The organism is Hymenobacter telluris (assembly GCF_017313265.1).
Classification (GTDB): domain Bacteria; phylum Bacteroidota; class Bacteroidia; order Cytophagales; family Hymenobacteraceae; genus Hymenobacter; species Hymenobacter telluris.
Genome location: NZ_JAFLQZ010000031.1, coordinates 1 through 25917, shown reverse-complemented (window position 1 = coordinate 25917; position 25917 = coordinate 1). Strand labels below are relative to the sequence as shown.

General features: G+C 57.2%; 19 protein-coding genes and 2 pseudogenes. 7 read left to right on the top strand and 14 right to left on the bottom strand.

Going from position 1 to position 25917, the window contains the following annotated elements:
• From J0X19_RS24170 to J0X19_RS24130, 9 genes and pseudogenes are all read right to left on the bottom strand, one after another.
• A pseudogene (locus J0X19_RS24170) lies at positions 1-608 on the bottom strand (hypothetical protein); the annotation flags it as partial.
• A 523-nt stretch (positions 609-1131) separates the two neighbouring features.
• The gene (rplT, locus tag J0X19_RS24165; RefSeq protein WP_206986989.1) at positions 1132-1476 is read right to left on the bottom strand and encodes a 50S ribosomal protein L20; all 345 of its coding nucleotides are present in this window, start codon (positions 1474-1476) and stop codon (positions 1132-1134) included.
• A gap of 146 nt (positions 1477-1622) precedes the next feature.
• Positions 1623-1817: a 50S ribosomal protein L35 gene (gene rpmI, locus J0X19_RS24160; RefSeq protein WP_022823087.1), complete on the bottom strand. Its 195-nt coding sequence runs from the start codon at positions 1815-1817 to the stop codon at positions 1623-1625.
• 191 nt (positions 1818-2008) lie between these two features.
• A pseudogene (gene infC, locus J0X19_RS24155) lies at positions 2009-2566 on the bottom strand (translation initiation factor IF-3); the annotation flags it as partial.
• Positions 2567-2806: 240 nt separating this feature from the next.
• A complete protein-coding gene (thrS, locus tag J0X19_RS24150; RefSeq protein WP_206986988.1) occupies positions 2807-4756 on the bottom strand; it encodes a threonine--tRNA ligase in 1950 nt (649 codons plus the stop codon).
• A 146-nt stretch (positions 4757-4902) separates the two neighbouring features.
• Positions 4903-6063: a tetratricopeptide repeat protein gene (locus tag J0X19_RS24145; RefSeq protein ID WP_206986987.1), complete on the bottom strand. Its 1161-nt coding sequence runs from the start codon at positions 6061-6063 to the stop codon at positions 4903-4905.
• Positions 6064-6131: 68 nt separating this feature from the next.
• Positions 6132-7001 carry a tetratricopeptide repeat protein gene (locus tag J0X19_RS24140; RefSeq protein ID WP_206986986.1) on the bottom strand — a complete coding sequence of 290 codons (870 nt, stop codon included), beginning with the start codon at positions 6999-7001 and terminating at the stop codon, positions 6132-6134.
• Between the two features lie 340 nt (positions 7002-7341).
• Positions 7342-10101: a DNA gyrase/topoisomerase IV subunit A gene (locus J0X19_RS24135; RefSeq protein WP_394369137.1), complete on the bottom strand. Its 2760-nt coding sequence runs from the start codon at positions 10099-10101 to the stop codon at positions 7342-7344.
• Positions 10102-10385: 284 nt separating this feature from the next.
• Positions 10386-12305 carry a DNA topoisomerase IV subunit B gene (locus tag J0X19_RS24130; RefSeq protein WP_206986985.1) on the bottom strand — a complete coding sequence of 640 codons (1920 nt, stop codon included), beginning with the start codon at positions 12303-12305 and terminating at the stop codon, positions 10386-10388.
• Positions 12306-12497: 192 nt separating this feature from the next.
• Between J0X19_RS24130 and J0X19_RS24125 the strand changes: the two genes are divergently transcribed.
• Entirely contained in the window at positions 12498-13682 is a 1185-nt protein-coding gene (locus tag J0X19_RS24125) for an AI-2E family transporter (protein WP_206986984.1), read from the top strand.
• 77 nt (positions 13683-13759) lie between these two features.
• Here J0X19_RS24125 and J0X19_RS24120 read toward each other — a convergent pair whose 3' ends face one another.
• The gene (locus tag J0X19_RS24120; protein ID WP_206986983.1) at positions 13760-14743 is read right to left on the bottom strand and encodes a GNAT family protein; all 984 of its coding nucleotides are present in this window, start codon (positions 14741-14743) and stop codon (positions 13760-13762) included.
• Positions 14740-15174 (bottom strand): sugar 3,4-ketoisomerase, encoded by a 435-nt coding sequence (locus J0X19_RS24115; protein ID WP_206986982.1) that lies wholly within the window; start codon positions 15172-15174, stop codon positions 14740-14742. The genes J0X19_RS24120 and J0X19_RS24115 overlap by 4 nt, the downstream gene beginning before the upstream one ends.
• Before the next feature lie 277 nt (positions 15175-15451).
• Between J0X19_RS24115 and J0X19_RS24110 the strand changes: the two genes are divergently transcribed.
• The 3 genes from J0X19_RS24110 to J0X19_RS24100 all read left to right on the top strand — a co-directional run bounded on the left by J0X19_RS24110 (position 15452) and on the right by J0X19_RS24100 (position 17985).
• Positions 15452-15925, top strand: coding sequence for a ferritin-like domain-containing protein (locus J0X19_RS24110; RefSeq protein WP_206986981.1), 474 nt, complete (start codon positions 15452-15454; stop codon positions 15923-15925).
• A gap of 192 nt (positions 15926-16117) precedes the next feature.
• Complete coding sequence (locus J0X19_RS24105; protein WP_206986980.1) at positions 16118-17635, top strand: exonuclease domain-containing protein; 1518 nt, start codon at positions 16118-16120, stop codon at positions 17633-17635.
• Between the two features lie 185 nt (positions 17636-17820).
• Positions 17821-17985, top strand: coding sequence for a hypothetical protein (locus tag J0X19_RS24100; RefSeq protein ID WP_206986979.1), 165 nt, complete (start codon positions 17821-17823; stop codon positions 17983-17985).
• Between the two features lie 63 nt (positions 17986-18048).
• On the opposite strand, the gene J0X19_RS24095 is transcribed toward J0X19_RS24100, so the two are convergent.
• Both J0X19_RS24095 and J0X19_RS24090 read right to left on the bottom strand, forming a co-directional pair.
• A complete protein-coding gene (locus tag J0X19_RS24095; protein WP_206986978.1) occupies positions 18049-18480 on the bottom strand; it encodes a hypothetical protein in 432 nt (143 codons plus the stop codon).
• 74 nt (positions 18481-18554) lie between these two features.
• Positions 18555-20165: a hypothetical protein gene (locus J0X19_RS24090; protein WP_206986977.1), complete on the bottom strand. Its 1611-nt coding sequence runs from the start codon at positions 20163-20165 to the stop codon at positions 18555-18557.
• A gap of 211 nt (positions 20166-20376) precedes the next feature.
• Between J0X19_RS24090 and J0X19_RS24085 the strand changes: the two genes are divergently transcribed.
• Complete coding sequence (locus J0X19_RS24085) at positions 20377-21972, top strand: hypothetical protein (protein WP_206986976.1); 1596 nt, start codon at positions 20377-20379, stop codon at positions 21970-21972.
• A 247-nt stretch (positions 21973-22219) separates the two neighbouring features.
• Here the strand turns inward: J0X19_RS24085 and J0X19_RS24080 are convergent, their stop codons facing one another.
• Entirely contained in the window at positions 22220-23344 is a 1125-nt protein-coding gene (locus J0X19_RS24080) for a DNA topoisomerase IB (RefSeq protein WP_206986975.1), read from the bottom strand.
• Positions 23345-23646: 302 nt separating this feature from the next.
• Here J0X19_RS24080 and J0X19_RS24075 point away from each other — a divergent pair, with 302 nt between their 5' ends.
• Both J0X19_RS24075 and J0X19_RS24070 read left to right on the top strand, forming a co-directional pair.
• The gene (locus J0X19_RS24075; protein WP_206986974.1) at positions 23647-24459 is read left to right on the top strand and encodes a M48 family metalloprotease; all 813 of its coding nucleotides are present in this window, start codon (positions 23647-23649) and stop codon (positions 24457-24459) included.
• A gap of 164 nt (positions 24460-24623) precedes the next feature.
• A complete protein-coding gene (locus J0X19_RS24070; RefSeq protein WP_206986973.1) occupies positions 24624-25805 on the top strand; it encodes an App1 family protein in 1182 nt (393 codons plus the stop codon).
• Positions 25806-25917 lie beyond the last annotated feature (112 nt).

Sequence of the window (25917 nt, the reverse complement as noted above, 5' to 3'; positions counted from 1 at the left end):
TGCATGTCGCGAATCACCGAGTCGTTGAGCCGGTAGCCAAACGCCGTGCGCCGGTACGAGCGCACCACAAAGGCAAAGTTGTACTCGCCCACTTGTCCCGGCGAGTTCCACACAATCTGGCCCGTACGCCGGTTTATCTCGAACAGGGGTTGTCCACCACCTGTTGAAAACGGCGGTCCAGAAAAAGGCACTTGCGTGCCATTTGTGCCACTGAATAGGTTATTCGGATAGCGAAACCCGGGCACTGGACCTGGAGCAGGAGTGCAGCCAACTACGTCTGATGCTATTCCAGCTTGTCGGCTGGGGGCTAGCACAAACACCAATGAGTCACCGTCGGGGTCGTAGGCACCAGGGTTGTGCTGAAATACTTCTGCGACGGCCGCATTATCAACCGCCGGCCGGGTTAGAATGGGCGAACGGTTTACGCCTTGGCCAGGGTCGATAACAACGCTGGTAGCCACGTAAAACGACTGATTGATTGGATCATCCATATTACGCACACCTGCATTACGATTCTCCCCAATGAAACTCACCAGATACCGCCCATTGGCATTATAGGTATGCTCAAAATCGTAGGTGTAACGCCGAATATCAGGACCTAGCAGCACGTTTGCAGTTCTAGGAACATTCTGGTCGCAAGTACCGTCACCAAAGAAAATAGCAGCAGTAGGTTGATCAGCCACATTCGTAGCAGGTTCACGGCAATAAAGAACCAGACGAAAAACCACACGGCGCGGATTGGCCCCTACACCGGAGTCAACACTAGCTTGAATATCCCCTGCCCGGATGTGCGTGGCCTGAGTGTGAAACGACAAGCTCAGTAGCCCGATAACAAGTAAAAACGGCACACCACGAAGCACCCGCAAGAGTAAGAAAGCTAGCATAGGATACTACTAAAGAATGAGAAAGAATATCAGACAATATGAATGGACTAGCAATAATCAAGCCCTATCAATCTCAACCGGAAGGAGATTACAGTTCCTCTTCTTATGAAATATTCCACTTGAGCCACAGACGCCATCAATCTTTTTGGAAGCGTGCATATTATGGCTGTTCGTAATCTATCATTGACCACCAACAAAAAGAGCCTGACCTTAGTGGTCAGGCTCTTTTTGTTGGTAGCTCGAAAGCTTACTTAACTTTCTCCACGATGCCTTTGAAGGCTTCAGGGTGATTCAAAGCTAAGTCGGCCAACACTTTGCGGTTGAGGTCGATGCCAGCCTTCTTCAGGCCGCCCATCAACTGCGAGTACGACAAGCCATGCTCACGGGCACCAGCGTTGATACGCTGAATCCAGAGGGCACGGAACTCACGCTTCTTGGCTTTCCGGTCGCGGTAAGCATACAGCAGACCTTTTTCAACGGCGTTTTTGGCAACGGTCCAAACGTTTTTGCGACGGCCGAAATAGCCTTTCGCCAAACGCATTACTTTTTTCCGACGGTGGCGCGAGGCCACGTGGTTGACACTTCTTGGCATAACCTGCTAGTTTTTGGCGGCCGGCGACAGAACGGTTCGTCTTGTCTTTGGGTTTAGCCGGACGCCTGGTTGAAAATTTTAATGGGTAATCACTGCTCGTTGATTGTATAGCTCATACTTTGGAAGCCAGCAATCAATAAGCGGTATTACATGTTCAGCATGTCTTTCACGCGGTTCATGTCCGCCGAGCTCACCAAGGTAATGTGCGTCAGATTACGCTTTTGCTTGGTGGTCTTTTTGGTCAGAATGTGGCTTTTGAAAGCGTGCTTACGCTTGATTTTGCCCGTGCCGGTCAGCGTGAAACGCTTTTTGGCGCCGGACTTAGTCTTCATTTTCGGCATTGTGAAGGGGGTAAGAAGTGAATAAAACTGCGGCGGTCGGCTGCCTAGGGCCGGTGCGCCAGCGTACAAGATGGCCGAGGCCATTGAAAAACCACTTATTCGTCGGCGGAGCCGGAAGCTGGCTGCGGCGCAGCTTTAGCAGCTGGTTGGCCTGCCTTTTCCTTGGCAACGGGTGCAGCAGCTGGCTTAGGCTTAGCGGGAGCAATAGCTTTAGGAGCCAGATACAGGAACATACGCTTGCCTTCGAGCTTGGGCAGCTGCTCTACTTTGGCCAAGTCCTCAAGGGCCTGGGCAAATTTGAGCAGCAAAATCTCGCCACGCTCCTTGAACACGATACTACGGCCCACGAAATGCACGTACGCCTTGATTTTGGCGCCTTCCTTCAAGAATTCCTGCGCGTGCTTGAGCTTGAAAGCAAAGTCGTGGTCATCGGTGTTGGGTCCGAAACGGATTTCCTTCAGGATAACCTTGGTTTGCTTGGCTTTCAGTTCGCGGGTCTTCTTCTTCTGCTCGTATTTGAATTTCGAGTAGTCGATGACGCGGCAAACGGGCGGCACGGCAGTAGGCGAAATCTCTACAAGGTCGAGATTCTGCTCCTGCGCGAAACGCCGGGCTTGCTCAATTGAATAAATGCCTTGTTCGATGTTGTCACCAACGAGGCGTACTTCCCGAGCCGTAATCTTCTGATTGATTTTAAACGGCTCCTCGACCTGAGCGCGAGGAATATAGCGGCGGTTTGGGGTAGCTATGGCTTGGTTCTCTTGAGGGTGAGCTAAATAGTCTTGCTAAGATTGACACGACATGAGACAGGCTCAATGGGTTCAATCAGCGGGCAAATATCCGCCATTTTTTCCAAACGCTCAAAGAAGGCTATATAAAATTGCCCATGAGCTTTTGAAAAAGAATAGTTTGATGGAGCAACTGACAAGGCGCCTGGCTTCAGGAAACCGAATACTTCCACCTCGTCAGCTACTCTATACAAACAAATTTTATTTGGTTTTGCCGTCCATCATGGCCGCTATTTGTGCCTGAAAGTCCTGCACAAAGTCGGTGATGGGCATGGCGCCTACGTCACCTTCGCCGTGTTTGCGCACCGAAACGATACAGTTTTCTTGCTCCTTTTCGCCAACAATCAGCATGTACGGCACTTTAGAAACCTCGGCGTCGCGGATTTTGCGGCCGATTTTCTCGTCGCGGTGGTCAACGGTGCCGCGTAGCTCGGCTTGCACCAGCGTATCGTACACCTGCTGAGCGTAGTCATGGTATTTCTCGGAAATCGGGAGTACCACGAATTGCTCGGGCGAGAGCCACAGCGGGAAATTACCGCCGCAGTGCTCGATGAGCACGGCCACAAACCGCTCCAGCGACCCAAACGGTGCCCGGTGAATCATAACGGGGCGCTGCCGCGAGTTGTCGGAAGCTACGTACTCTAGCTCGAATCGCTCGGGCAGGTTATAATCCACCTGAATCGTACCGAGCTGCCACTTGCGGCCCAAGGCGTCGCGCACCATAAAGTCGAGTTTGGGGCCGTAGAAAGCCGCCTCGCCCAACTCAGTTACGGTGTTAAGGCCCTTCTCAGCGGCAGCCTCCTGGATAGCCGCTTCCGCGCGGGCCCAGTTCTCATCTGAACCAATGTACTTGGTTTTGTTTTCCGGGTCGCGGAGGGAAATCTGCGCCGTGAAGTCAGGAAATTCCAGCGCCTTCAGCACGTACAGCACGATGTCGATTACCTTCAGGAACTCTTCCTTTACTTGGTCGGGCCGGCAGAAGATGTGCGCATCATCCTGCGTGAATCCCCGCACCCGCGTCAGGCCGTGCAACTCGCCTGACTGCTCATAACGATACACCGTGCCAAACTCAGCTAAGCGCACGGGTAAGTCGCGGTACGAGCGGGGTTTGGTTTTGTAGATTTCGCAGTGATGCGGGCAGTTCATCGGCTTGAGAAAGAACTCCTCGCCGGGGTTTGGCGTCTTGATGGGCTGGAACGAATCGGCGCCGTACTTTTCGTAGTGGCCGCTGGTCACGTACAGCTCTTTCGAGCCGATATGAGGCGTCACGACGGGCGAGTAGCCAGCTTTCGTTTGGGCACGCCGCAGGAATTGCTCCAGCCGCTCGCGCAGGGCGGTGCCTTTGGGTAGCCACAGGGGCAGCCCCGCTCCTACCTTGTCGGAGAAGGCAAACAGCTCCAACTCCTTGCCCAGCTTACGATGGTCGCGGCGTTTGGCTTCTTCCAGCTTCTCCAGGTACTCCGTTAGCTCTTTGGCTTTCGGGAAGGTGATGCCGTAGATGCGGGTGAGCTGCTTGTTTTTTTCGTCGCCGCGCCAGTAGGCACCCGCTACGTTCAGCAGCTTTACTGCCTTAATGGGGCTGGTATCCGGAATATGCGGCCCGCGGCAAAGGTCGGTGAAGTCTCCTTGCGTGTAAAACGTAATGGAGCCGTCATCGAGGCGTTCCAGCAGGTCGAGCTTATAGGGGTCGGCCTTCTCCGTGAAGTAGGCAATGGCGTCGGCTTTGCTTACAGCGCGCCGCTCGTATTGGCTTTTCTTTTTGGCCAGCTCCAGCATCTTCTTCTCAATTTCCGGGAAATCTTCCGAAGAAATGGTGCGGCCTTCGCCTAAGTCGATGTCGTAATAGAAGCCGTTTTCGATGCTGGGACCGATGCCGAGCTTTACGCCGGGGTACAGGGCTTCGAGAGCTTCGGCCAGCAAGTGGGCCGACGAATGCCAGAAGGTGCTTTTGCCGTCCTGGTCGTTCCAGGTCAGAATAGCCACGTCGGCATCCTGTTCGATGGGGCGGTGCAGGTCGCGCACTTCGCCATTGACGCGGACACCGAGAGCATTGCGGGCGAGGCCTTCGCTGATGCCGGCGGCAACGTCGTAGCCCGTGGCGCCATCTACAAACTGGCGCACCGAGCCGTCGGGGAGGGTGATATTGAGCATTGAATGGAGTTGATAATGGCTATACAAACAGCCGTGAAGCCGCAAGTTACGGAAAGGGTGAAGTTGTGAAAGATGAAGTTGTGAAATCGGCTACCCATTATGCACAAGGCCACGGCACAACTTCACCGCTTCCAACTCCCTAACTGCTAAAGCCCCGGACGCAACGGAGATATGGGCTCTAATTGCTCTTCAACTGGCGCTGCCCGCTGGGGCCTCTCATCCACGATGATGCCTTGGGCGCGGTTCCCAACCTTCCAGGCTTTATAAGTCCAGTGCCGGTTGCCAGGGTTTTCCACTACCAGCAGGCGGTATTGGTCGGCGGCTTCCTGGTAGCGGCCGAGGCTCTCGTAGCTTTCGGCCAGCATTTGGCGAGCACCCAGCAACCGCACCGAACGACGCAGGGCCCGCTGCAAATGCGGAATTGCGGCGTCGTACTTGCGGTTTTTGAAGGCCGCCATGGCCAGCCGGTAGTCGGCCCGGTAGAAGGTGGTATCGAGCTGCACAACCCGGGCGTAGATGCGGGTGGCGCTATCGGGCTGGTTTTGCAGTTCGAACTGGCGGCCATAGTCGTACCAAAGTGGCCCGTACGTGGGGGCCAGTTTCAGGCCACGAGCTGCGTAAATAGCCGCGTTGGCGGGCTGCCGGAAGGCATTGGAGAGAAACGCCAGTTGATGCAGCGTTTCGGGTTGGCGCGGGTCACGGGCCAGGCTGGCCCGTAGGTAGTCCAAGGCCTGCACTGTGTCCTGGAGGCCGATGTAGGCCACGCCTTTATAAAACAGGGCCGCCGTGTGGTCGGGTTCCTGTTGCAAAGTGCGGTCCAGGTAGTCGATGGCGGTTTGGTAGTGGCGTGCCGCCAGGTGGGTTTCACCCACTAACAGGTTCAGCTCGACGGAGGCATACCCCCGTTGTGAGGCCACGTCGGCCGCCGCCAAGGCCGATTGGTATTTGCCTTGGGCCCGAAGCGCGCGGGCTTTAGTGAAATAGAACTCGCCGGGAGCATCATCTAAATCGAGGGCGCGGTTGATGTCTACCAACGCGGGTTCTACCTGACCGGCATCGAGGCGAAACGCCGCTCGGCGGGCGTACAGGGAGGCATTCCGGGGTTGGCGGCTGATGGCCCCGTCCAGCTCTTCGGCTTGCACTTTGGGGCCGCTCTGCACCGTGGTTAGGCTGACCATCGTTTCGGGTTCCTCTTCATCGGTATTGCTGCCGCAAGAAGCCATGGCACCGCCGAGCACGAGTAAGGGTAACAGCCGGAAAACGAAGCGCGAAAAAGCCACAAACAACAGGGTGAACTCGAAATACAATCGATAACTACAAAGATACCACATGACCAGAGGTCAAGCGTCATCTGGATCAGCAACGGGCTCCTGCCCTACTCCAACTCCCGCACGCGGTTCTGCACTTGCTTGAGCATCTTGCGGTTGAGCTGCACCAGCAGCTTGCGGCAGCGGCGGCTGATTTCCAACTCTTCGGCTGTCACGGGCGTGATTTCCACGGCGTCCTGAAGAGCGGCCACGGCGCGGGTCCGCAACTTCTGGCTGAGTAAAATGCGTGCGAGGTCATACGGATATTGGATGCGTTGCGGCTCCAGCTCGTGGGCTTTCAGCAGGGCATTCACGGCGGCATTGCTGCTGGCGCCATCGGGGGTACCACCCAAAAACAGCCGCGAATATACTCGCTCAATGAGGCTGTAGTGGTCGACGCGGAAGTGCCAGCGGCCCAGCAGCTGCCAGGCGTCGGCAAAATCGGGGCGCTGCTCCACGGCTTTGAAGACGTACGGTTTCATTTCCCGATAGGCCAGCAGCCGGGCGCGGGCCGTAACCAGCGTGGCTTGGTTGGCCAGAGCCAAGGCCTCGGCATAATTGCTTTCGGCCCCATCCGGCCGTACCACCAAGGCCCGGCTGGAGTAGAGCCGGGCAGCCGAGAAGTAGGCCAGCTTCCGGGTTTCGTCGGTGTAACGGGCCCCAATCCGGACGCTGAGCACGGCCGCTTGCCACAGCGCCTCGTACGTGGCCGGCGCCTTGGCCAGCACCTGCTCGTACTTGGCCAACGCCTCCGATTCTTTGTACTGGGCCTGTAACGTTCGGGCTTCGGCCAGCAGATTTGCCACCTCGCTGGATATTGGTGACTCGACCGGGGCTTTAGGCTTGGGTTTGGGCTTGCGGAACTGCCCATGTGCTGGCCCGGCATTCAGCCCGATCAGTACAACCACTACCCACAAACAAACGAACAGCTTCCTCATACAGACTCCGCCACAAAACTGCGGCTTTTACCCCAAATACGCAGTTTTTCAGTTTAGCTTCCTGATTGGTTGGCGCTCAGCAGCATTCCTAACGCAGCCTGCAATGGCGGTAGTTCATGCTGCGTGGCATGCCTGCATTGGTTGGAATGCACGCAGCCAGTGCGATTTTGGAGTCAGGGTAAGGTATGGTTGCCCCCGCCCGTCATCGAACGGAATTGTTGAAAAGCGCAGGCGTAGGGGCGGGGGCCAGCCCCGCCCCTACCTCGTTCAACCTGTACACCGACTCTGAAACTCCTTTAACTAAGTGAAACGCCCTGCCGGGCTGCGGCAGGGCGTTGCGTTAGAACAGTTTGAGCTGCGACTTAGGCGTTTTCAGAATGGCCTGGGCCTGAGCTACATCGTCGGCTGATATGTCTACGGGGCCGGTTAGCTCTGGCAATGGGCCCGTTTGACCGTTGGCAGCGCCGGCGGCATCGGTGTCGGGCCGGGGGCCGCGCTTTTTGGGTGCTTCCCGCCGCTGCGGGTCAGGGCCTTCGTCGGTGAGTAGCGTTACACTGTGGATTTTGTAGTAGTTGAGCTTATTGCCCATGGCCTTCCAGCCTTTCACGTCGATGAACTCGTGCAGCAGCAATTTCTCGGTTTCCTTGTCGGCCTTTTTGTCGCGCTGGAACTTGATTTCTGCTACTGGTTCGGGGTAGGCCGTGGCAACCAGCAGCTTGGAGCCTTTCGTTTCTGATATGAAGATGAAGCGCTTCTCCAAAGTGCTGGTTTCAATCTTGAACCGCTTGACGTAGTGAATTTTAGTGTCTCCATCTACGTACACCGCGCTCAGCACCGTATTGGGCTCGAACTTGCGCAACAGCACAATGTTGGGCACATCGAAGTGGTGCGCTGGGTCGGCCGATTTCATTTCGTACGAGCCATCCTTGTACACTACCAGAATGCTATCCTCGGTATCGAAAGCACCCAGGTAGCGGCCGTGGCCGGCGGTGTTGAGGCGGCCTACTACGGCATCGAAGAACGTTTCGCGGCCACCCAGCGTCGAGTCGCCCCGGCTTTTCTGCACGATTTTCTTGATGGGCTGCTTGGTCACAATGTTGCCCATCGAGCCTTTGCCTTTGATAGCCAACTCAGCAAAGTCGAAATCAAACTGCTTCACCCGGGCCGGCGCCTTGTCGCTAAGCTGCACGCTCACCACCTCCGACTCGGAGTTGGGGTTGGCCGTGAGATAGAGCGTTTTGGTGCCCTTGGTGCCTTTGGTGAGGTCGTACACTTTGTCGCGGGTGATGCCCGACACCAGGAAGCGCTTGGCGAAGGCAATGCCCGAGGCTCCATCCAGATACACCATGTTGTACACCAGCCGGTCGTCGTTTTTGTTGTATACGCCGGCGTGCAGAATATCCTTGCCCACGAAGGTTTTCTCGGCAATGCGGCTCACCGTAAACGAACCGTCGCGGCGGATGGCAATGATATCGTCAAGGTCGGAGCAGTCGGCTACCGCTACCGCCTTTTCGTCTTTTTTCAGGCCGTAGCCCACAAAACCATCGGCGTAGTTTACGTAGAGCTTCTGGTTGGCCACGGCTACTTTCTGAGCCGTTACCACGTCGAAGGTGCGCAGCTGGGTTTTCCGCTCCCGGTGCTGGCCGTACTTTTTCAGCAGGCCCTCGAAGTAGTTGATGGCGTAGCGCGTGAGGTTGGCCAGATGGTCGGCTACTTCGGCCAACTCAGTTTCCAGGCGTTGAATGTACTCGTCGGCCTTGAAGCCATCGTACTTGCTGATGCGCTTGATGCGGATTTCAGTGAGGCGCGTCAGGTCGTCCTCGGTAATGGCGCGGCGCAGCACAATGCGCGTATCATTGGCTTTCGGCTTTTCCCCTTCAATGCGCACGAACTTGCGCAATCCGGCGTCGATGGTTTGCAGAATATCTTCCCAGGTTTCGCACTCCTCGATTTTGCGGTAGATGCGGTTTTCGATGAAAATCTTCTCCAATGAAGCCGAATGCCACTTTTCCTCCAGCTCGTCCTGCCGGATTTCCAACTCCCGCTCCAGAAGGCGCAGCGTTTTCTGGGTGCTCAGGCGCAGCATGTCCTCTACCCCCACAAAGCGCGGCTTATCCTCAATAATAACGCAGGTGTTGGGCGAGATGCTGATTTCGCAGTCGGTGAAGGCGTACAGCGCGTCCATGGTCAGGTCCGGCGACACGCCCGTAGGCAGGTGCACCTGGATTTCCACTTCGGCCGCCGTATTATCGACCACCTTCTTGATCTTGATTTTGTTGGCTTCCGAGGCTTTCACGATGCTTTCCATCAGCGCCGTGGTGGTGGTGCCGTACGGAATATCCCGAATGACCAGCAAGGTCTTGTCCACCTTCTCGATGGTGGCGCGCAGCCGGATTTTGGCGCCGCGCAAGCCGCCGTTATAGTTGGTTACGTCGCAGAGGCCGCCGGTTGGGAAGTCGGGGAACAGCTGAATGTCGCGGCCCCGCAGCACGTCGATGCTGGCTTTGCACAACTCGCGGAAGTTGTGGGGCATGATCTTAGTGCTCAAGCCCACAGCAATGCCTTCTACGCCTTGCGCCAGCAGTAGCGGAAACTTCACGGGTAGCGTGGTAGGCTCGCGCTTGCGGCCGTCGTAGCTCATTTGCCACTCCGTAATGTCGGGGTTGAACACCACATCCAGCGCAAACTTGCTTAAACGGGCCTCAATGTAGCGCGGCGCGGCGGCACCGTCACCAGTTCGGATGTCGCCCCAGTTGCCTTGGGTTTCAATCAGCAAGTCCTTCTGCCCCAGGTTCACCATAGCGTCGCCAATGGAGGCGTCGCCGTGGGGATGGTACTGCATGGTTTGCCCAATGACGTTGGCTACTTTGTTGAAGCGGCCGTCGTCCATCTCCTTCATGGCGTGCAGGATACGCCGCTGCACGGGCTTGAGGCCATCTTCAATGGCGGGCACGGCACGCTCCAGAATCACGTAGGAAGCATAATCCAGAAACCAGTTCTGGTACATGCCGTTCACGGTGGCTACGTCGTGGATGGTTTCGCCGGGCGCGAACTTGGGTTGCTCTTCTACTTCCTCGGTTACGGGCTCGGGCTGCGTGATAGTTTCCACGTCGCCGCTGGTTTCGGATAGCAGCAGCTCACCGGCTTCACTTACCACCGATTGCGCCGCTTCTTCGGTTGGCACGGGGGCGTCGGAGTCGGTCCCGAACTCAAACGAGTCGCCGGCACCAAACAGATTGGGTTGCTCTTCAGCATTCAGGTCTTGGGGGTTGTTCTCTTCTGACACAGCGGGGTGTGGCGCTTGCCACGGTTATTGTTCTTGTACCTCTCTCCTGCTTTGGCAGCAGCTCTAGCCACCGCCAAACAGAAGGTTAAAACTATACTCTACGCCAAATCCTCCTCGGGCACTTCTTCCACCGGCAGCACGTCGCTCGTTACGAGGTCTTTCTCCAGCCGCAGGTTTTCGATGATGAATTCCTGACGGGCGGGCGTGTTTTTGCCCATGTAGTAAGTCAGCACCTGCTGAATGGAACGGTCGGATTGCAGAATGACGGGCTCCAGCTTGATGTTGTCGCCGATGAACTTGCCGAACTCGTCGGGGCTGATTTCGCCGAGACCTTTGAAGCGCGTTACCTCGGGGTTGCGGCCCAGCTTGCGCATGGCGTTCTGCTTTTCCTGCTCGTTGTAGCAGTAGATGGTGGTTTTCTTGTTGCGCACCCGGAACAGCGGCGTTTCCAGGATGAACACGTGGCCATTGCGCACCAAATCGGGGAAGAATTGCAAAAAGAACGTGAGCAGCAGCAGCCGGATGTGCATGCCATCCACGTCGGCGTCGGTGGCAATTACCACGCGGTTGTAGCGCAGGTGCTCGATGCCTTCCTCGATGTTGAGGGCGTGCTGCAACAGATTCAGCTCCTCGTTTTCGTATACAATCTTCTTCTTCAACCCAAAGCAGTTCAGTGGCTTACCGCGCAAGCTGAACACCGCCTCGGTTTCCACGTTGCGGCTCTTGGTAATACTGCCCGAGGCCGAGTCGCCCTCGGTGATGAAGAGCGTGGTGAGGGCCTCGGCCTCCTGCTTGCCTTCGCCGAAGTGGAACCGACAGTCGCGGAGCTTGCGGTTGTGCAGATTGGCTTTTTTGGCGCGCTGGTTGGCCAGCTTTTTCACGCCGGCCATATCCTTCCGCTCCCGCTCGTTCTGCTCGATGCGCCGCTTGAGGGCGTCGGCCGTTTCCGGATTCTTGTGCAGGAAGTTGTCGAGGTGCTCTTTTACAAAGTCGAGGATGAAGCCGCGCACGGTGGGGCCATCGGGGCCCATGTTGATAGAACCGAGCTTGGTTTTAGTCTGGCTTTCAAACACCGGCTCCTGCACCCGCACCGAAATAGCCCCCACAATGGAGCCCCGAATGTCGGCGGCGTCGTACTCCTTTTTGTAGAACTCGCGCAGGGTTTTCACCACGGCCTCCCGGAAGGCGGCCAAGTGCGTACCGCCTTGGGTGGTGTACTGCCCGTTCACGAACGAGTAGTACTCTTCGCCGTAGTCGTTGCCGTGGGTAAGCGCCAGTTCGATGTCCTCTCCTTTCAGGTGGATAATCGGGTAGCGGCGGCTCTCCTCGTCGATTTTGCGGGCCAGCAAATCCAGCAAACCGTGCTCGGAGTAATACTTCTGACCGTTGAAGTTGATGGTCAGCCCGGCGTTCAGATAAACGTAGTTCCAGATCTGATTTTCCAGGTACTCCGGGATGAAACGGTAGTTGCGGAAAATCGTATCGTCGGGCTGGAAGGTCATCAGTGTGCCGTTGCGCTGGCTGGTCTTGATGGGCTTGGGGTCCTGCACCAGGTTGCCCTGCGAGAACTCCGCCGCCTTCATCAGCCCGTCGCGCACCGACTGCACCAGAAAGTAATTGCTAAGCGCATTAACCGCTTTCGTACCAACCCCGTTTAAGCCCACAGACTTCTGAAAGACTTTGCTGTCGTACTTGCCGCCGGTGTTGATTTTACTTACCACATCGACGACTTTGCCCAGCGGAATCCCGCGTCCGTAGTCGCGCACCTGCACCCGATGGTCGGATATCTTGATGTCGATGGTGCGGCCGTGGCCCATGACGTGCTCGTCAATCGAGTTGTCGATAACTTCTTTTACCAACACATAAATGCCATCATCGTAAGCTGAACCGTCGCCGAGCTTACCGATGTACATGCCGGGCCGCAGCCGGATATGTTCGCGCCAGTCCAAGGACCGGATGCTGTCTTCGGTGTAGCCATGGTCGGGTACGGCAACGATAGGTGCTTCTTGTTCAGCCATCAGGAAAACCAGTAATCAGATTCAAGGTAAAATAACGCAGAAAATCCCCCGTTTCCACGCCTCATTTCGCTAGCCAAGTTAGCAAAACCTTGGCTTTTGTTTACACTAAACGCGCCTTTTTTCCTTGTTTGTTCCGTTTCGTCGCTGAAAATCAAAGTTTCCTTCTCTCAGATTTCCCAATAATTTTAGCACATGCAGCCCCCTTCTACCCAACATCATTTGCCCCCGCCCAGCCATAAGCCCAGTGAGCCAGTAAAACAGTCGGCGGCCATTCAGTTTGCCTTCTTCATGCTAGGCGCGGTGCTGCTGGTATACACTCTGCGCGTTCTTGATGATATTCTGCTGCCGTTGGTTTTCTCGGCGTTGTTTGCGCTGCTGCTGCTGCCGCTGTGCAGCTGGCTGGAAAACCACGGCGTGGGCCGAGTGTGGGCCATTATCATTTGCTTGCTAGTGCTAGTCTTGATTTTTGCAGGCGTTATTATAGGCTTCGGCTCACAGCTCACGCAGTTCAAAGACGAGCTTCCCAAGCTGCAAACCAAGCTGATGGAGTTTTTCAATAACGCCCAACAGTGGGCCCAAATGAAGTTTGGCTATAAGCCCATGAGCTTGGAAGAAGTGAAAGATTCCACGCTAAAAGTCCTGAAAAAGTCGGGCGGCTCGTACTTGGGCACCACGCTCAACACCACGTCGGCAGTGCTTGGCAATTTGGCGCAGGTGTTTATCTACATCTTCTGCTTGCTCCTGTACCGCGACCATCTGCGGCAGTTTATGTTCCGATTTGTGAAGCCGGAGAAGCGCACGTCGGTGCTGCACACCGTGGACAGCATTCAAACGGTGGTGCAGGCCTACATTTCGGGCTTGCTGAAGGTTATTGCCATTGTGGCTATTCTTAATGGCATTGGTTTGCTGGCCCTGGGGGTGAAATTCGCCATCTTCTTCGCCATTTTCGCCTCGGTGTTGGCTATCATTCCCTACATCGGCATCATGATTGGGGCTACCCTGCCGGCCATTATTACGCTGGTAGAAACCGGCTCGCCGCTGAAAGCAGCGGGTGTTATCGGAGTGTTTGTGGCGGTGCAGTTCCTGGAAGGCAACTTCATTACGCCCATGATTACCGGCTCGCAGGTAAGCATCAACCCGCTGGCCGCCATCCTGGCCCTGATTTTGGGCAACGCGCTGTGGGGCACGCCGGGCATGATCTTGAGCATTCCGCTGATGGCCGTTATCAAGGTAGTGCTGGATTCCAACAAAACCACCGAGCCCTGGGGCTTCCTGCTCGGCGACACGGCCGAGGGCGAAGACTCCACCAAACCCGGCAACCAAAGCCCCGGCACCATTGCCAAGCTTTGGGCCAGGCTCAGAGGGGCACCGTCGTAAACATAGCTCAACACCATACCACAAAAAACGGCGGCTGCCCATGGGCAGCCGCCGTTTTTTGTGAGTTCCGAAGCAGCTTAAAGCGCCAAGCGGTAGGCGTCCATCAGTTCGGCGGTGGCACCAAATCCTTCCTTCTGATTGAGCAAGCCCGGATTTACAACACCCTGCACCGTGGAAATACCGAAAGACAGCCGCCGGTACTGGGTTGCTTTTTCCTTGATGAGATGGGCCAACACAGCATCAACGGCTCCTACTTGCTTGCCTTGGGAGTTGCCGGCAATATACTGCGTGTGCGCGAAGCCCTGCCGCTTGTCCTGAAACACCACTACGCCAGCCACCAACTCGGTGCCCAGCCACGCTCCCCACAGCTCTAAATGGCCGGGGTTTTGGTCGCGGAGGCGGCTGATTTCGGTTAACGTATGCACCGGCTGGCGGCCGTGCACTTCGGCCAGAGTTTCGGTGAGCAATTGCCAATAGGGCTCATAGTCGGCGTTGGAGGCTAGCCGAACGGCCACGCCGTGCAAGCGGGCTTTGCGCAGGTTGCCGCGCCGCCAGGTACCAATGCGCACGGGCTCCGTTAAATCCAGCACCGAGTTCAGCTCCCGATTACTGAGCACGGCACCTTGCTGATGTAGCCAAAACACCTGGTTTTCGGAAAACTGACGGCAGAAAACCCGGGGCACGGGCCTCACCAGCAGGTGCTGAAAACCCGCTGCCTGCCAGGCTGCCCGCAGCAAGTCCAGCATGGCGGCGGCTTCGGCGTACTTCACACCTGCGGCAGTTACCAAACCACCGTAGGCCAGGCCGGGGTGCGCTACCAGCGTGGTTAACTCGGTGGTAGTGCGGGCCACGGCGGCGGCAAATACGGCCCGCAGCTTTGGCCCCTGCCACACCAGCCAGGAGTGGTCTATAAATCGGTCTTGGTGGTAGTCGAGAAAGGTGCGGGCAAACAGGAACGGACCGTTGGTGGAAGCCGCTACCAGCGCATCCCAAACGGCGGCCTGAGCGGGCGTGTAGGCTTCCACTCGCAGGGCATCAGCAGCGGCCAATGGCACACTCATACTGCCAGCGGCTGAGCGGCCATGCTCCGGAAGGTAGCATAGTCGCGGATGTAGCTGGCTTCGGAATACGGCTGCGACGCCAGGCAAAGCAGCACCGCCTGATTGTGGAAGCGGATGGTGCGCCAGTAGAGGCCAGCCAGGTACAGTCCTTCGTCGGGCTGGGTGAGGGTGAAGTGCAGGCGCGTGCCGGCCGGGTTTTCCAGGGTGATTTCCAGGCTGCCGCTCACAGCAAACAGCACTTGCTCCAGCGCACGGTGGGCGTGGTGCCCGCGCAATACCTCGTCGGGCGTGAGGTAGGTCCAGTAGGTGCGGGCCACCTGAAACGGCAGCGTTGGGGGCGTGGCGGTGGTGGTGAAGCCCGTACGGGCGTCGCCGGTTTGCGGAAACTTCAGCAAACGCGGGGCCGACGGCAGAACTTCAGAAACCTTCATACGCAATAAAGCAGCAAGTCTATATCGGCTTGAACGGACCGGATACATAGCAGCCGACCACCGGGCCGGGCCGCCCAAAAGTAGCGCTAATCGAACGCACTGCCAACCAACTACCGGTTGGGCCTAGCTGCCGAGTTTTCAGCTGGTTTAGGGCACAAACCTAAATTTTATACTGAGCAGCCGGCAACCTGTTGTTGGCTGGGAAGGTATAACACACCAAGCCAGACGGCTATCGGCTGTCGGCATTCCTTCCTTTCCACGACCAAATTTTCCAATCATGGCTACCATCACCGGCGAAACCGCCCGCGCTTACAACGACCTAGTAGAAATCAACAAAACGGCCGCCAAAGGCTATCAGGAAGCTGCCGAAGAAGCATCGAGCGGCGAGTTGAAATCACAGCTCAGCAAAATGAGCCAGCAGCGCGCTCAGTTCGCTTCGGAATTGTCGCAGCACGCGCAGCAGTACGGCATCAACCCAGAAGAAACCAACACGATTGAAGGCCTGGCCGCCGATGCTGCCGCTGCCGTACACCGCGGCTGGATCAACATCAAATCGGCCATTACCGGCCAGGATGATGCGGCAATTCTGGGCGAGTGCGAAACCGGCGACGCTACGGCGCTGTCGGCCTACGAAACGGCATTGAAATCAAACGAGTTGCCTGCTGAAGCCCGCACCGTAATCCAGAAGCAGCACGGCGAAATTCTGTCGGCTAAAAACTGGATTACCCAGCAGAAATCGGCAGTACGCTAAGCTACAACCCTTGCTTGTATTAAAAAGGCCCGCACTATGCGGGCCTTTTTTTGTGCCCTGAAACGCCATTCTGTTACGTATTTGCCCCTACTAGCACGCTGGTTTTCTTCATAACGCAACCATCCGTAGGGTTATCTTTGTTATCATTACTACTTGCTCTAGCTCATTCTATTACCTGATACCGCGCCGCTTTTGTACGCCATCATTGACCTTGAAACCACCGGGGGCCAGCCCGCACAGGACCGCATCACCGAAATAGCCATCTTCATTCACGATGGCGAAAAGGTGGTCGACCAGTACGAAACCCTGCTCAATCCCGGCCGGTCTATTCCGTTCTTCATCACCCAGCTCACGGGCATCACCGACGATATGGTGCGCGACGCGCCCAAGTTTCATGAGGTGGCCCGCAAGGTGGTGGAAATGACGGAGGGCTGCGTGTTTGTGGCGCACAACGTGCGGTTCGACTACAGCTTTCTAAAGAAAGAATTTGCCGACTTAGGCTACAACTACTCGCGCAAAACGCTGTGCACTGTGCGCCTGAGCCGGTCATTGATGCCGGGCCAGCCTAGCTACAGCTTGGGCAAGCTCTGCCAGAACATCGGGATTCCGCTGAATGGCCGCCACCGCGCCGCCGGCGACGCTGCCGCTACCGCCATCCTCTTCGACCGGCTCCTGAAAATCAGCCAGCAGGACGAGGCTTTGCGCAACCCCACCATTTCGACGGCCGATACGCTGGCGGCCGTGGATGCCACCGCCCCGAGCGGCCGCCGGCCCGTAACTGGAGCCGAGGATGCCGTGACAACCAAGCAGCCTTCGGCCCGCAAGATTAAGGCAGTGCAGGAAGCTATTAAAACGGCGCTGTTACCGGCCAACATCACACCGGCCAAAATGTCGACGCTGCCGCACTCGGCGGGGGTGTATTACTTCCACAACGAGGCGGGGGAGGTGATTTACGTGGGCAAGAGCATCAACATCTACAAGCGGATTTTGCAGCACTTCGCCATTGATTACAAGTCGCGCAAGAGCATCGAGTTCAAGAACTCTATTTCCGACATTACCTGGGAACTGACCGGCTCGGAGTTGGTGGCGCTGCTATATGAGTCGCACGAAATCAAGCGGTTAAAGCCGCTGTACAACCGGGCCCAGCGCCGCTCGGTGTTTCCGGCCGGTATTTTCCTGCGCACCGACGAAAACGGCTATAAGCGCCTCTACTACGGCCGCGCCGACGACCACGCCGAGTCGCACCCGCTGATTGCGCTGGGCAACCAGTACAAGGCCAAGGGCTTCCTGTTTCATAAAGTGGCCAAGTTCAACCTCTGCCAGAAGCTCTGCGACCTGTACAAAACCGCCGGCTCCTGCTTTGACTACCAGGTGCACCGCTGCAACGGTGCCTGCATTGGCCTAGAGCCCGCCGATGAGTACAATGCCCGCGTGGAGCAGGCCATTGAGTCGTTTACGTATGAGCACGGCTCGTTTGTGGTGATTGGCAAAGGCCGCTCGGAGCTGGAAAAGACAGTGGTGCTGGTGGAAAACGGCCGGTATCTGGGCTTTGCCTACGTGGATGAAACCTTCTCGGCCCGCAATATCAACGACTTCAAAGAGGTGATTACACGCTACAACGACAACAAAGACGTGCAGCAGATTATCCGGCAGTACCTGCGCACCAAGCACAAAGACAAGGTGAAACTGTTCAAGACCACCACGGCCTAAAGCCAAGTCAGCTTTCCGGTTTAAGCCCGCTCAGGTAGCCATACCTGCGGCGGGCTTTTTTTGTGAAGCAAGGTGACAGAAGCAGGGCTGGCATCACATATTCATGTGATACAAATCAGGTTGACAACGGGTAGGTCAAAAGTTTAGCTTTACAGCATATCAATTACTTACAACTCTACCTTGCCATGAGCCAACTTTTACCGTCCCCGTCCAGCGCCTCCGTTACTGAGCCCAAATACATCGACCACATGCAGCGCCGCTACCGCTGGGTAGGCCCGCGCGGCCGCCACTGGTACTGCGTGGCCTTGCGAGCCATTATAGAGCGCCACAGCCTGAAGCTATCCTTCTAGCCACGCAGGAGGTTACCTAGGAACTGCGGATAGACTGAGGAAGTAGCCGGAGGGCCGAGGCAATTACTGCGTTATGATGTTGCTCTGGCATTCGCGCAGCCATTGCACGGCCTGGGCTTCGTCGTTGAAGCGCCGCATCATATACGACTGGGTAGGCTGTCTTTCGAGTTCTTGAAAGGCCGGAATAGCCTGGGTAAGCAACTGGTAGCTAGGCGAAAGCAACTGACTCATATACACCCGGCTGCCGAGCTTAGCGCTGAGCTGCGGAAAAAACTCGTAGAGGCCCCACTGCGTGGTTTCTTCATCGGCGGGCAGCCGCCGGCGGGCGTCGAGCAGCCAGAACGGGCATTGGAAGTGCTGGCCCGCTGTCAGAATAGCCTGATAGCCTTCGCGGGTTTCCAAGGCTGAAACCGGCCGCATCCAGCGAGCTACTAGCATACGCAAGTCGTCGCGGTAGGAAATAGACAGGTAATCAGGCGAGGAAAATTGCTGCATCGAATAGAATAGAGGTGCAAAGGTAATGGTATCGTTCGTACGACTGGCAGTAGTATGCCTAACCTGCGCCTTCCTTAGAAGAGCCGATGCCGAAGCAGCCAACCAGCTCCATCAAATTCGGTGGCAGCGGGCACGTACTTTTCTACCTCCACGGGGCGCGGCACCCGAATACTGTTACCGTCGCCACTGTCGAAGACGGTGATGCGCGTCCGGCTAGGAGCTTTTTCCAATGGTGCGGTTATCACATCCTGGCCGGCCCCATCATAAATGCTTAGCGTGATGCCTGAAGTGGGGAGTGCCCGCAGTTCAAAAACGTCGTTGCCGCCCAGCCCGAACAGCTTTACCGTGCTGGTTTCGCCCGTTTTGAATACGCGCTGCCCTATCAAGCTGTCCAGGCAGGCACAACCGCGCTGATATACGCTTATTCGGAGTTGTTGCGGGGTGGGGGCTTCCACTACAAACCGCTCGGGAGCATCGGTGCCGGGTATTTCCACGTGCCGGGCCAGCAGCTCATAAAACTTGTTAGCCACAGCTGGTAGTTGCTGGCGGCGGCTACGGAGCTTGCGGTTGAACTCCTCCCCGGCCAGCGCATACACCTCCTGCGGCCATACGGCCAGCGCCTGCTTGATAACGGCATCAGACAGCTGCCGCTGCATGGAATCGGCAATCTGCTGAAAATCCTGCCGGTTGAGGTACACCAGCAGCGACTTGTCCATGGGCTCGGCAGCGCGGTTGAGGCCGGCTACGTCGTTGAGCTTGATATCCTCGTCGAAGGTTTGGTAGTTGGACTTCACCCACCCAATAATATGAGTCAGCAGCCCGTCGTTGAACTTGAAAAAGGCGTGGTCCCGGTCGCGCGGAATTGGGCGGTACTGCGTTCCGTTGGAGGGAGTTGGAAAGCTGGCCCAGCGCCACTGGTCTTCGCGCCGGCTCCAGTCGCCGAGCCACATATCAAACAGCCGGGCCCGCAGATACGGGCGGGCATCCACCCGGTACTGGGGCGTGGTTAGCAGGTTGGTGAATACCCGGCGGGAGCTTTCTACTAGGCTGGAATTGCCGAAACTAGCTACCGTGCTTTGGTCGCCCTCGGGGCGCTCTTCCAGCAAGTACAAGGCGTTGGCAAACGCCGTCCGGAACTCGCCTAGCGCGGGGTCGTCGGCTACGTACACCAGCACGGGGTTGGTATGGTACACGCCTACGGCTTCGGCCAGGGTGGGCACAATGTAGGCGCCGTAGGGGTTGATGACGCTGGTCTGATCTTTCATCAGGCGGCCAATGGGGCCGTTTTGCAGTTCCTCCGGCAAGGCCTTGGTGGCATCTTTATCCACGGAGCGCAACACGTACTGCCGGCCATCGGGGGCTACTAGGCGCAGGTTTTTGGTTTGAAACGACCCGCCTTCCCGTATCGGCGTTAGGCCGCCGGGCACGGCTGTACGCAAATTGAACACCGGCACCGTAACGGGCAGGCCCCACAGCTTTCGGTAGTGCTTCCCCCAAAAAAACTGGTGCAACGCCGACCGTTCGTATTGTGGCCCCGCCGCTACCCGCACCGTGGAATCGGGTTGAATTGGGGCGGGAACGGAAGCCTGAACCGGTGACGCCGGCGCGGTGCACGCCTGGCACATCACCCAGGAACATAGCCAACCAGTAAACCAAACCCGACGCGAGATGAAAGGAAGTAACACGGAACAATGTAGTAGCGCCATAAGGCCGGGCACCTGCCTTATACCGCAAACGGGGCTGCGGGGGTTAACCTAATGCGCTATTTCGTAAATGAATACGCTGGCAACCCGCAACCTCAACACTACAAACCAGATTAGCAGCCAATAGCACACCCATAACTAACCACCAGTCGGTATCTGCGTTCAAGGAGTATCGCCGCGCTTTTTGCCCCGCATGAATCCTTCCTACCCGCTTGCCCTCGTTTTTTTAGTAGCCGCTGGCTGTGCCCGCCAGAAGTTCTTTCAGCCCGATGCCCGGCCCGACACAACACCGCTGGCCGCCAGCGCCGACAGTGCCCGTGTAACCGCCGGCCGGCATTACCAACGGGGGCCAATTGGGCGGATATTGCTGGGCCCCCACCACCGGCCGGCCTGGACCCAGATGGTTACGCTGCCAGTACTGAACCCGGCTACCATAGTCCCAGGAGGCTTGCAGCCCGGCAAAATTGGGGGCGGGTTTCAAACGACCAGCATGACCGTGCTTAGCCCGAATGGCCAAGGCTACGCGCTCCGCTCCATTGATAAGAACCCGTACCGTACGCTGCCTAAAGTGCTGCGCCACACCTTTGTGTTGAACTTGGTGCGCGATGCTACTTCGGCCGGGCACCCCTACGGCGCTTTTGTAGTGCCCACGCTGGCCGAAGCCGCCGGAGTGCTGCATACCACTCCCCGCCCCTTCTACGTGCGGGCCGATGAGAACAGGCTCGGCAAAGCGTCGGAGCTGTACCGGGGGCGCGTAGTGCTGCTGGAGGAGAAGCTGGAGGACCGGGTGAACATTGCCGGCCGCATACCGGGCGCTACCGAGCTGGAAGAAAGCGACAATATGCTGGAAAAGCGCTACGCTTCGAGCCAGAACACGATAGATGAAGCGGCGTTTTTGCGGGCCCGGCTGCTCGATTTGCTGCTCGGCGACTGGGACCGGCACGAAGGACAGTGGACCTGGGCCGCTTTTCCGCAAGCGCAGGGCAAGACCCGTTGGGAGCCTGTTCCGCAAGACCGGGACCAAGTGTTTTTCCGGTTCGATGATGGCCTGATTTCGTGGCTGGCCAGTAAAGTAGTACCCAAGTTCCAGAGCTTCGGGCCGCGCTACGCAAGTATTGAAGGCTACACCCGCAATGCCCGCTACCTCGACGAGCACGTGCTAACGGAACTCAACCGCAACGCCTACCTGCTCACCGCCCGCGACTTGCAGGGCCGGCTTACCGACTCGGTGATTGAAAAAGCCGTTCGTCAGGGTTTGCCGCGGGAGGTGTTCCAGCGGGAAGGGGCCGAAATGATAGCCGACCTGCGGGCCCGGCGCGACGCCCTGCCGCAAGCCGCCGCCGAGTTCTACCGGCTGCGGGCCGAAAGCGTGCTGATTGCCGGCACCGATGAAGAGGAGCGGTTTGTAGTGGACCGCCTCAGCGACACGCTCACGCTGGTATCGGTCTACCGCCTCCCTAATAGTAAGAAGGAAACCAAAACTGATTCGCTGCTGTACCGGCGCAGCTTCAACCCTGCCTACACCCGCCACATCAACCTCTACGGCTTGCAGGGCGACGACGTATTTGAAGTGCGCGGCTCAGTACGGCGCAGCCCGTTTGTGAACATCTACGGCGGCCCTCAGGAAGACGAAGTCATCGATGAGTCGCACGTGAAGGGCTGGCGCCGCAAAACCCGGTTTTACGATACGGCCCGCAACAATAAGTTTGAGCCCGCGCCCGAGCTGAAGGACAAAACTTCCCACGGCGTCACGTCTCACGCCTTCGACCGGGACGGCTCTGGTAGATAAAATCAGTTAAAAATTGAGAAGTATAAGTTAAAAGTGGGCCGTTCGATGCATTGAAGCTGTTTAGGAAGTTGCTGGACCGTCATGCTGAGCTTGCCGAAGCATCTCTACCGCTTCGTTGCAACGGTTCAGACAAAGCGGTAGAGATGCTTCGGCAAGCTCAGCATGACCTCCATTTTATGTTTTTCAGACTTCCTAAACAGCTTCATTGTCAAAGCTCGCTGAACGGCCCACTTTTAACTTATACTTCTTAATTTTTAACTTTTTCAAGCTCCGCCAGCATGTCGAGCACCATGTGTTCGGTGGGGGTCAGCAAGTCGTTTTTGGCGGGGTCGGCGTCGTGGCGGCGCAGGTAATCAATGAGCTTGTCGGAATTAAACAGCTCGACCACCTGCGGGTGGATATAGTATTTCGAGCAAACCGTGGGCGTGTTGCCCAGTTCGTGCGCCACATCTTTCAGGGCCCGTTTCAGGGTTTTGGGCTTCGGGAAGTCCGGCTCTTCGTTGATAACCGCTTCCAGGCACTCCACCATCTTCACGGTGCCGCCCCAAGTGCGGAAATCCTTGGCCGATAGCGCCATGCCGGTTGTTTGCTGCAAATATTCATTCACGTCGCCTGATTCCAGCTCGGCCCGGTGCCCATCAGGAGCGTAGTATTGGAACAGGTGCTGCCCCGGGATTTCCTTGCACTTCTGCACCAGCTTGGCCAGTTTTCGGTCGTGCAACGTAAGGTCGTGGGCCACACCTTTCTTGCCTACGAAGGAAAACCGCACATTATCACCGCTCACTTGCACGTGCTTGTCGCGCATGGTGGTGAGGCCGTAGGTTTTGTTTTCCTTGGCGTATTCCTTGTTGCCGATGCGGATATAGGACCGGTCCATGAGCATGAGCACCAAGGCTATAACCTTGGTTTTGTCGAGCTGCGGACGGTTCAGGTCTTTCTGCATCTGCTGGCGCAGGTCGGCCAGCTTCTCTCCAAACGCCCGCAAGCGGCTGAACTTGGTAAGGCTGCGGGCCTGGTCCCAGGCAGGGTGGTAGCGGTACTGCTTGCGGCCCTTGGCATCGTGGCCGGTTACCTGCAAGTGCGTATTGGGCGAATCGGAAATCCATACGTCGGTCCAGGCCGGTGGAATCACGAAGCTGGCAATGCGAGCCAGCGTTTTTTCGTCGGTGATTTTTTCACCTTTAGCCGTGTAATACGCGAAATTGCCGTTGCGGCCGGCTTTGCGGGTGAAGGCCGGCTTGGCATCGGTGCGGTAGCGCAGGCCGGCCAGTTCGGCCTGCCGGGCGGGGTCCTTGTAGAGCTCGTGCGAATCGGGCAGCGGGGCGAGGCGCTTCTTTTTAATCTTGGTGCGCGGGTGGGTGTCAGTAGCCATAGAAATCAGAAACGAAAAGAGGTGCCGCCCGCACTAGTACAGCGGGCGGGAATTTGTGTACGGCAGATACTGCGGAAAGGTCTTTGCCGTTTCAGGTCTGTGCCTGTTGTTCGGGGCGTTAAAAGCATTTGCAGGCTGCCAGGCCGCTTATCCTAAAATCTTTCTGCCTGATTTTCTGCCGTCTAGCCTTGGTGTTTTAAAAACCGCAACATGCGGCCTGTACGCTCCGTATCGGCAGTCCTGGCACTGTTTTTTCTAGACGCAGTCCAGTTATCACTTTTTCCTTCAACCAGCATTTCCTGATGCGTCTTTTTGCACTCCGTCCCTTACTTCTGCTTTCCCTGGCCGCCACTCTCGGAAGCACCGCCGCCTGCACCGACGACAATGGCAACCCCGTGCTGTTTTCCATTGAAGACGACAAAGCCCTTGGGGAGCAGGTAGCCGCCCAAACCGACTCGACGTACCGCGCCCAGAACAAACTACTGGAACGCAGCACCGCCGCCAATCAGCGGGCCTACACGTTGCTGGATGGCGTAGTGAATAAGGTGTTGAACTCAGGTGAGCTACAGTACCGCAACGACTTTCCGTGGGATGTGAAAATCATCAAGGACGACGCCATTCAAAACGCTTTTGCCACGCCGGGCGGCCACATCTACGTGTTTTCGGGGCTGATTAAGTTTCTGGAAAGCGAAGACCAATTAGCCGGGGTATTGGGCCACGAAATTGCCCACGCCGACCGGCGGCATACTTCGCGCCAGCTTCAGCAGCAATATGGTATTAGCCTGCTCCTCAGCTTGGTAGTAGGCGACAACCCGGGCCAGCTGGTATCCTTGGCGGCTAACCTGGGCCAGTTGAAGTTCAGCCGCGAGTTCGAGCAGGAAGCCGACCAGTACTCGGTTATCTACCTCAACAAAACCACTTACGCCTGCGATGGCGCAGCGGGCTTCTTCATCAAGTCGGAGGCACAGGGCACCGGCAACGTACCCGAGTTTTTGAGCACCCACCCCAACCCCGGCTCCCGAATTGAAGCCATTCAAACGAAAGCCACCGAGCTGAACTGCCGGCAGCGCACCACCTCCAACGACAACTTCAACGAGCTGAAGCGCATTCTGTAGCCTCAGCCCCCTCCCTGCCGCTGGGGCAGGCCAGCTTACCTTGCCCAGAAAGGCCAGCCGTTCATTCGGCTGGCCTTTTTCTTTGCCTGCTGCAAGTTGCACCCCCATGAGCCGCTTTACAGAGGCTGGAATATCATTTTTTGATTTCCCGCGTACTTGCCGGTATGTCTATACTCAACAAGATTGGTGACTTGGCCGACCGCGCCGACGACTTCCTGACTCGCACCCGCGCCCGCCTGGGGCTGCTGCACCCGCTCCAGATTGTGCCTTACCGCAGCTACGGCACCCCCGACCGCCTCTACGTGAAGGGCCGCCTGCTGACCGACAAAGGCATTGGGGAGCCCGGCGAAGGAGATTCGCGCTTCCAGAACCTATTGAACATGTACCGCCGCTTCGAGAGCAACGAAATCAGTGGCGCGCAAATGCTGGTCCAGGACGCCGAAGGCACCGACCACCCAGTGGTAACCGATGGCGAAGGCTATTTCACCCTGAACATGGCCCCCAAGGTGCTGCCCGAGCCCGTTGATTTTATGTGGTACCCCGTGGAAGTACTGCTGGAAAAGGTGCCGCACCCGTTCAGCGCACCGCCCAACCTGCGCGCCGCCGCCCCCGTGCTCATCCCCCCCGACGACGCCGAGTACGGCATCATCTCCGACCTCGACGACACGGTGATTCAAACCTCGTCTACTAACCTATTGCGCATGGCCCGCATGGTGCTGGTGCGCAATGCCCACTCGCGGCTGCCGTTCAAGGGCGTGGCCGAGTTCTACCGGGCCTTGCAGCTGGGCCGCAACGGCAAGCGCAACAACCCGTTCTTTTACGTCAGCAGCTCGCCCTGGAACCTGTATGACTTGCTGGAAGACTTCCTGGCTTTGAACAAGATACCACCGGGCCCACTCTTGCTGCGTGATTTTGGCATCGGCAGCAAGAAACCCGGCCACCAAACCGCCCACCACGGCCACAAGCTCAAGGAAATCGACAACCTGCTCCTCACCTACCCGAAACTGAACTTTGTACTCATCGGCGACTCGGGTCAGGAAGACGCCAATATTTACCGCGAAGTGGTGCGCCGCCACCCCGGCCGCATCCTGGCCATCTACATCCGCGACATTTTCCGGGTGGACCGCGCCACGATGGTAGAGCGCGTGAGCGAAGAACTACGCACCGATAAAGTGGAAATGCTGCTGGTGCAAGACACGGTGCAAGCCGCCGAACACGCCGCCAGCATCGGCCTGATTCATCAGGAAGCCCTGCCAGCCGTGCAAACCGAAAAGCAGAAAGACGAAGCCGCCGACTCCGATGGCAGCACCGAGGACGAAGGCACCGGCAAACCCGTAATGGAATAGCGGTGAAATAGTGAAGTGGTGAGATGGTGAGTTTGATGTTCAAGCCGCGCGGTTAGCGCGGACAGAGGATTTAACCCACCATTCCTCTTCCTCGCTATTTCACCCTCTAGTG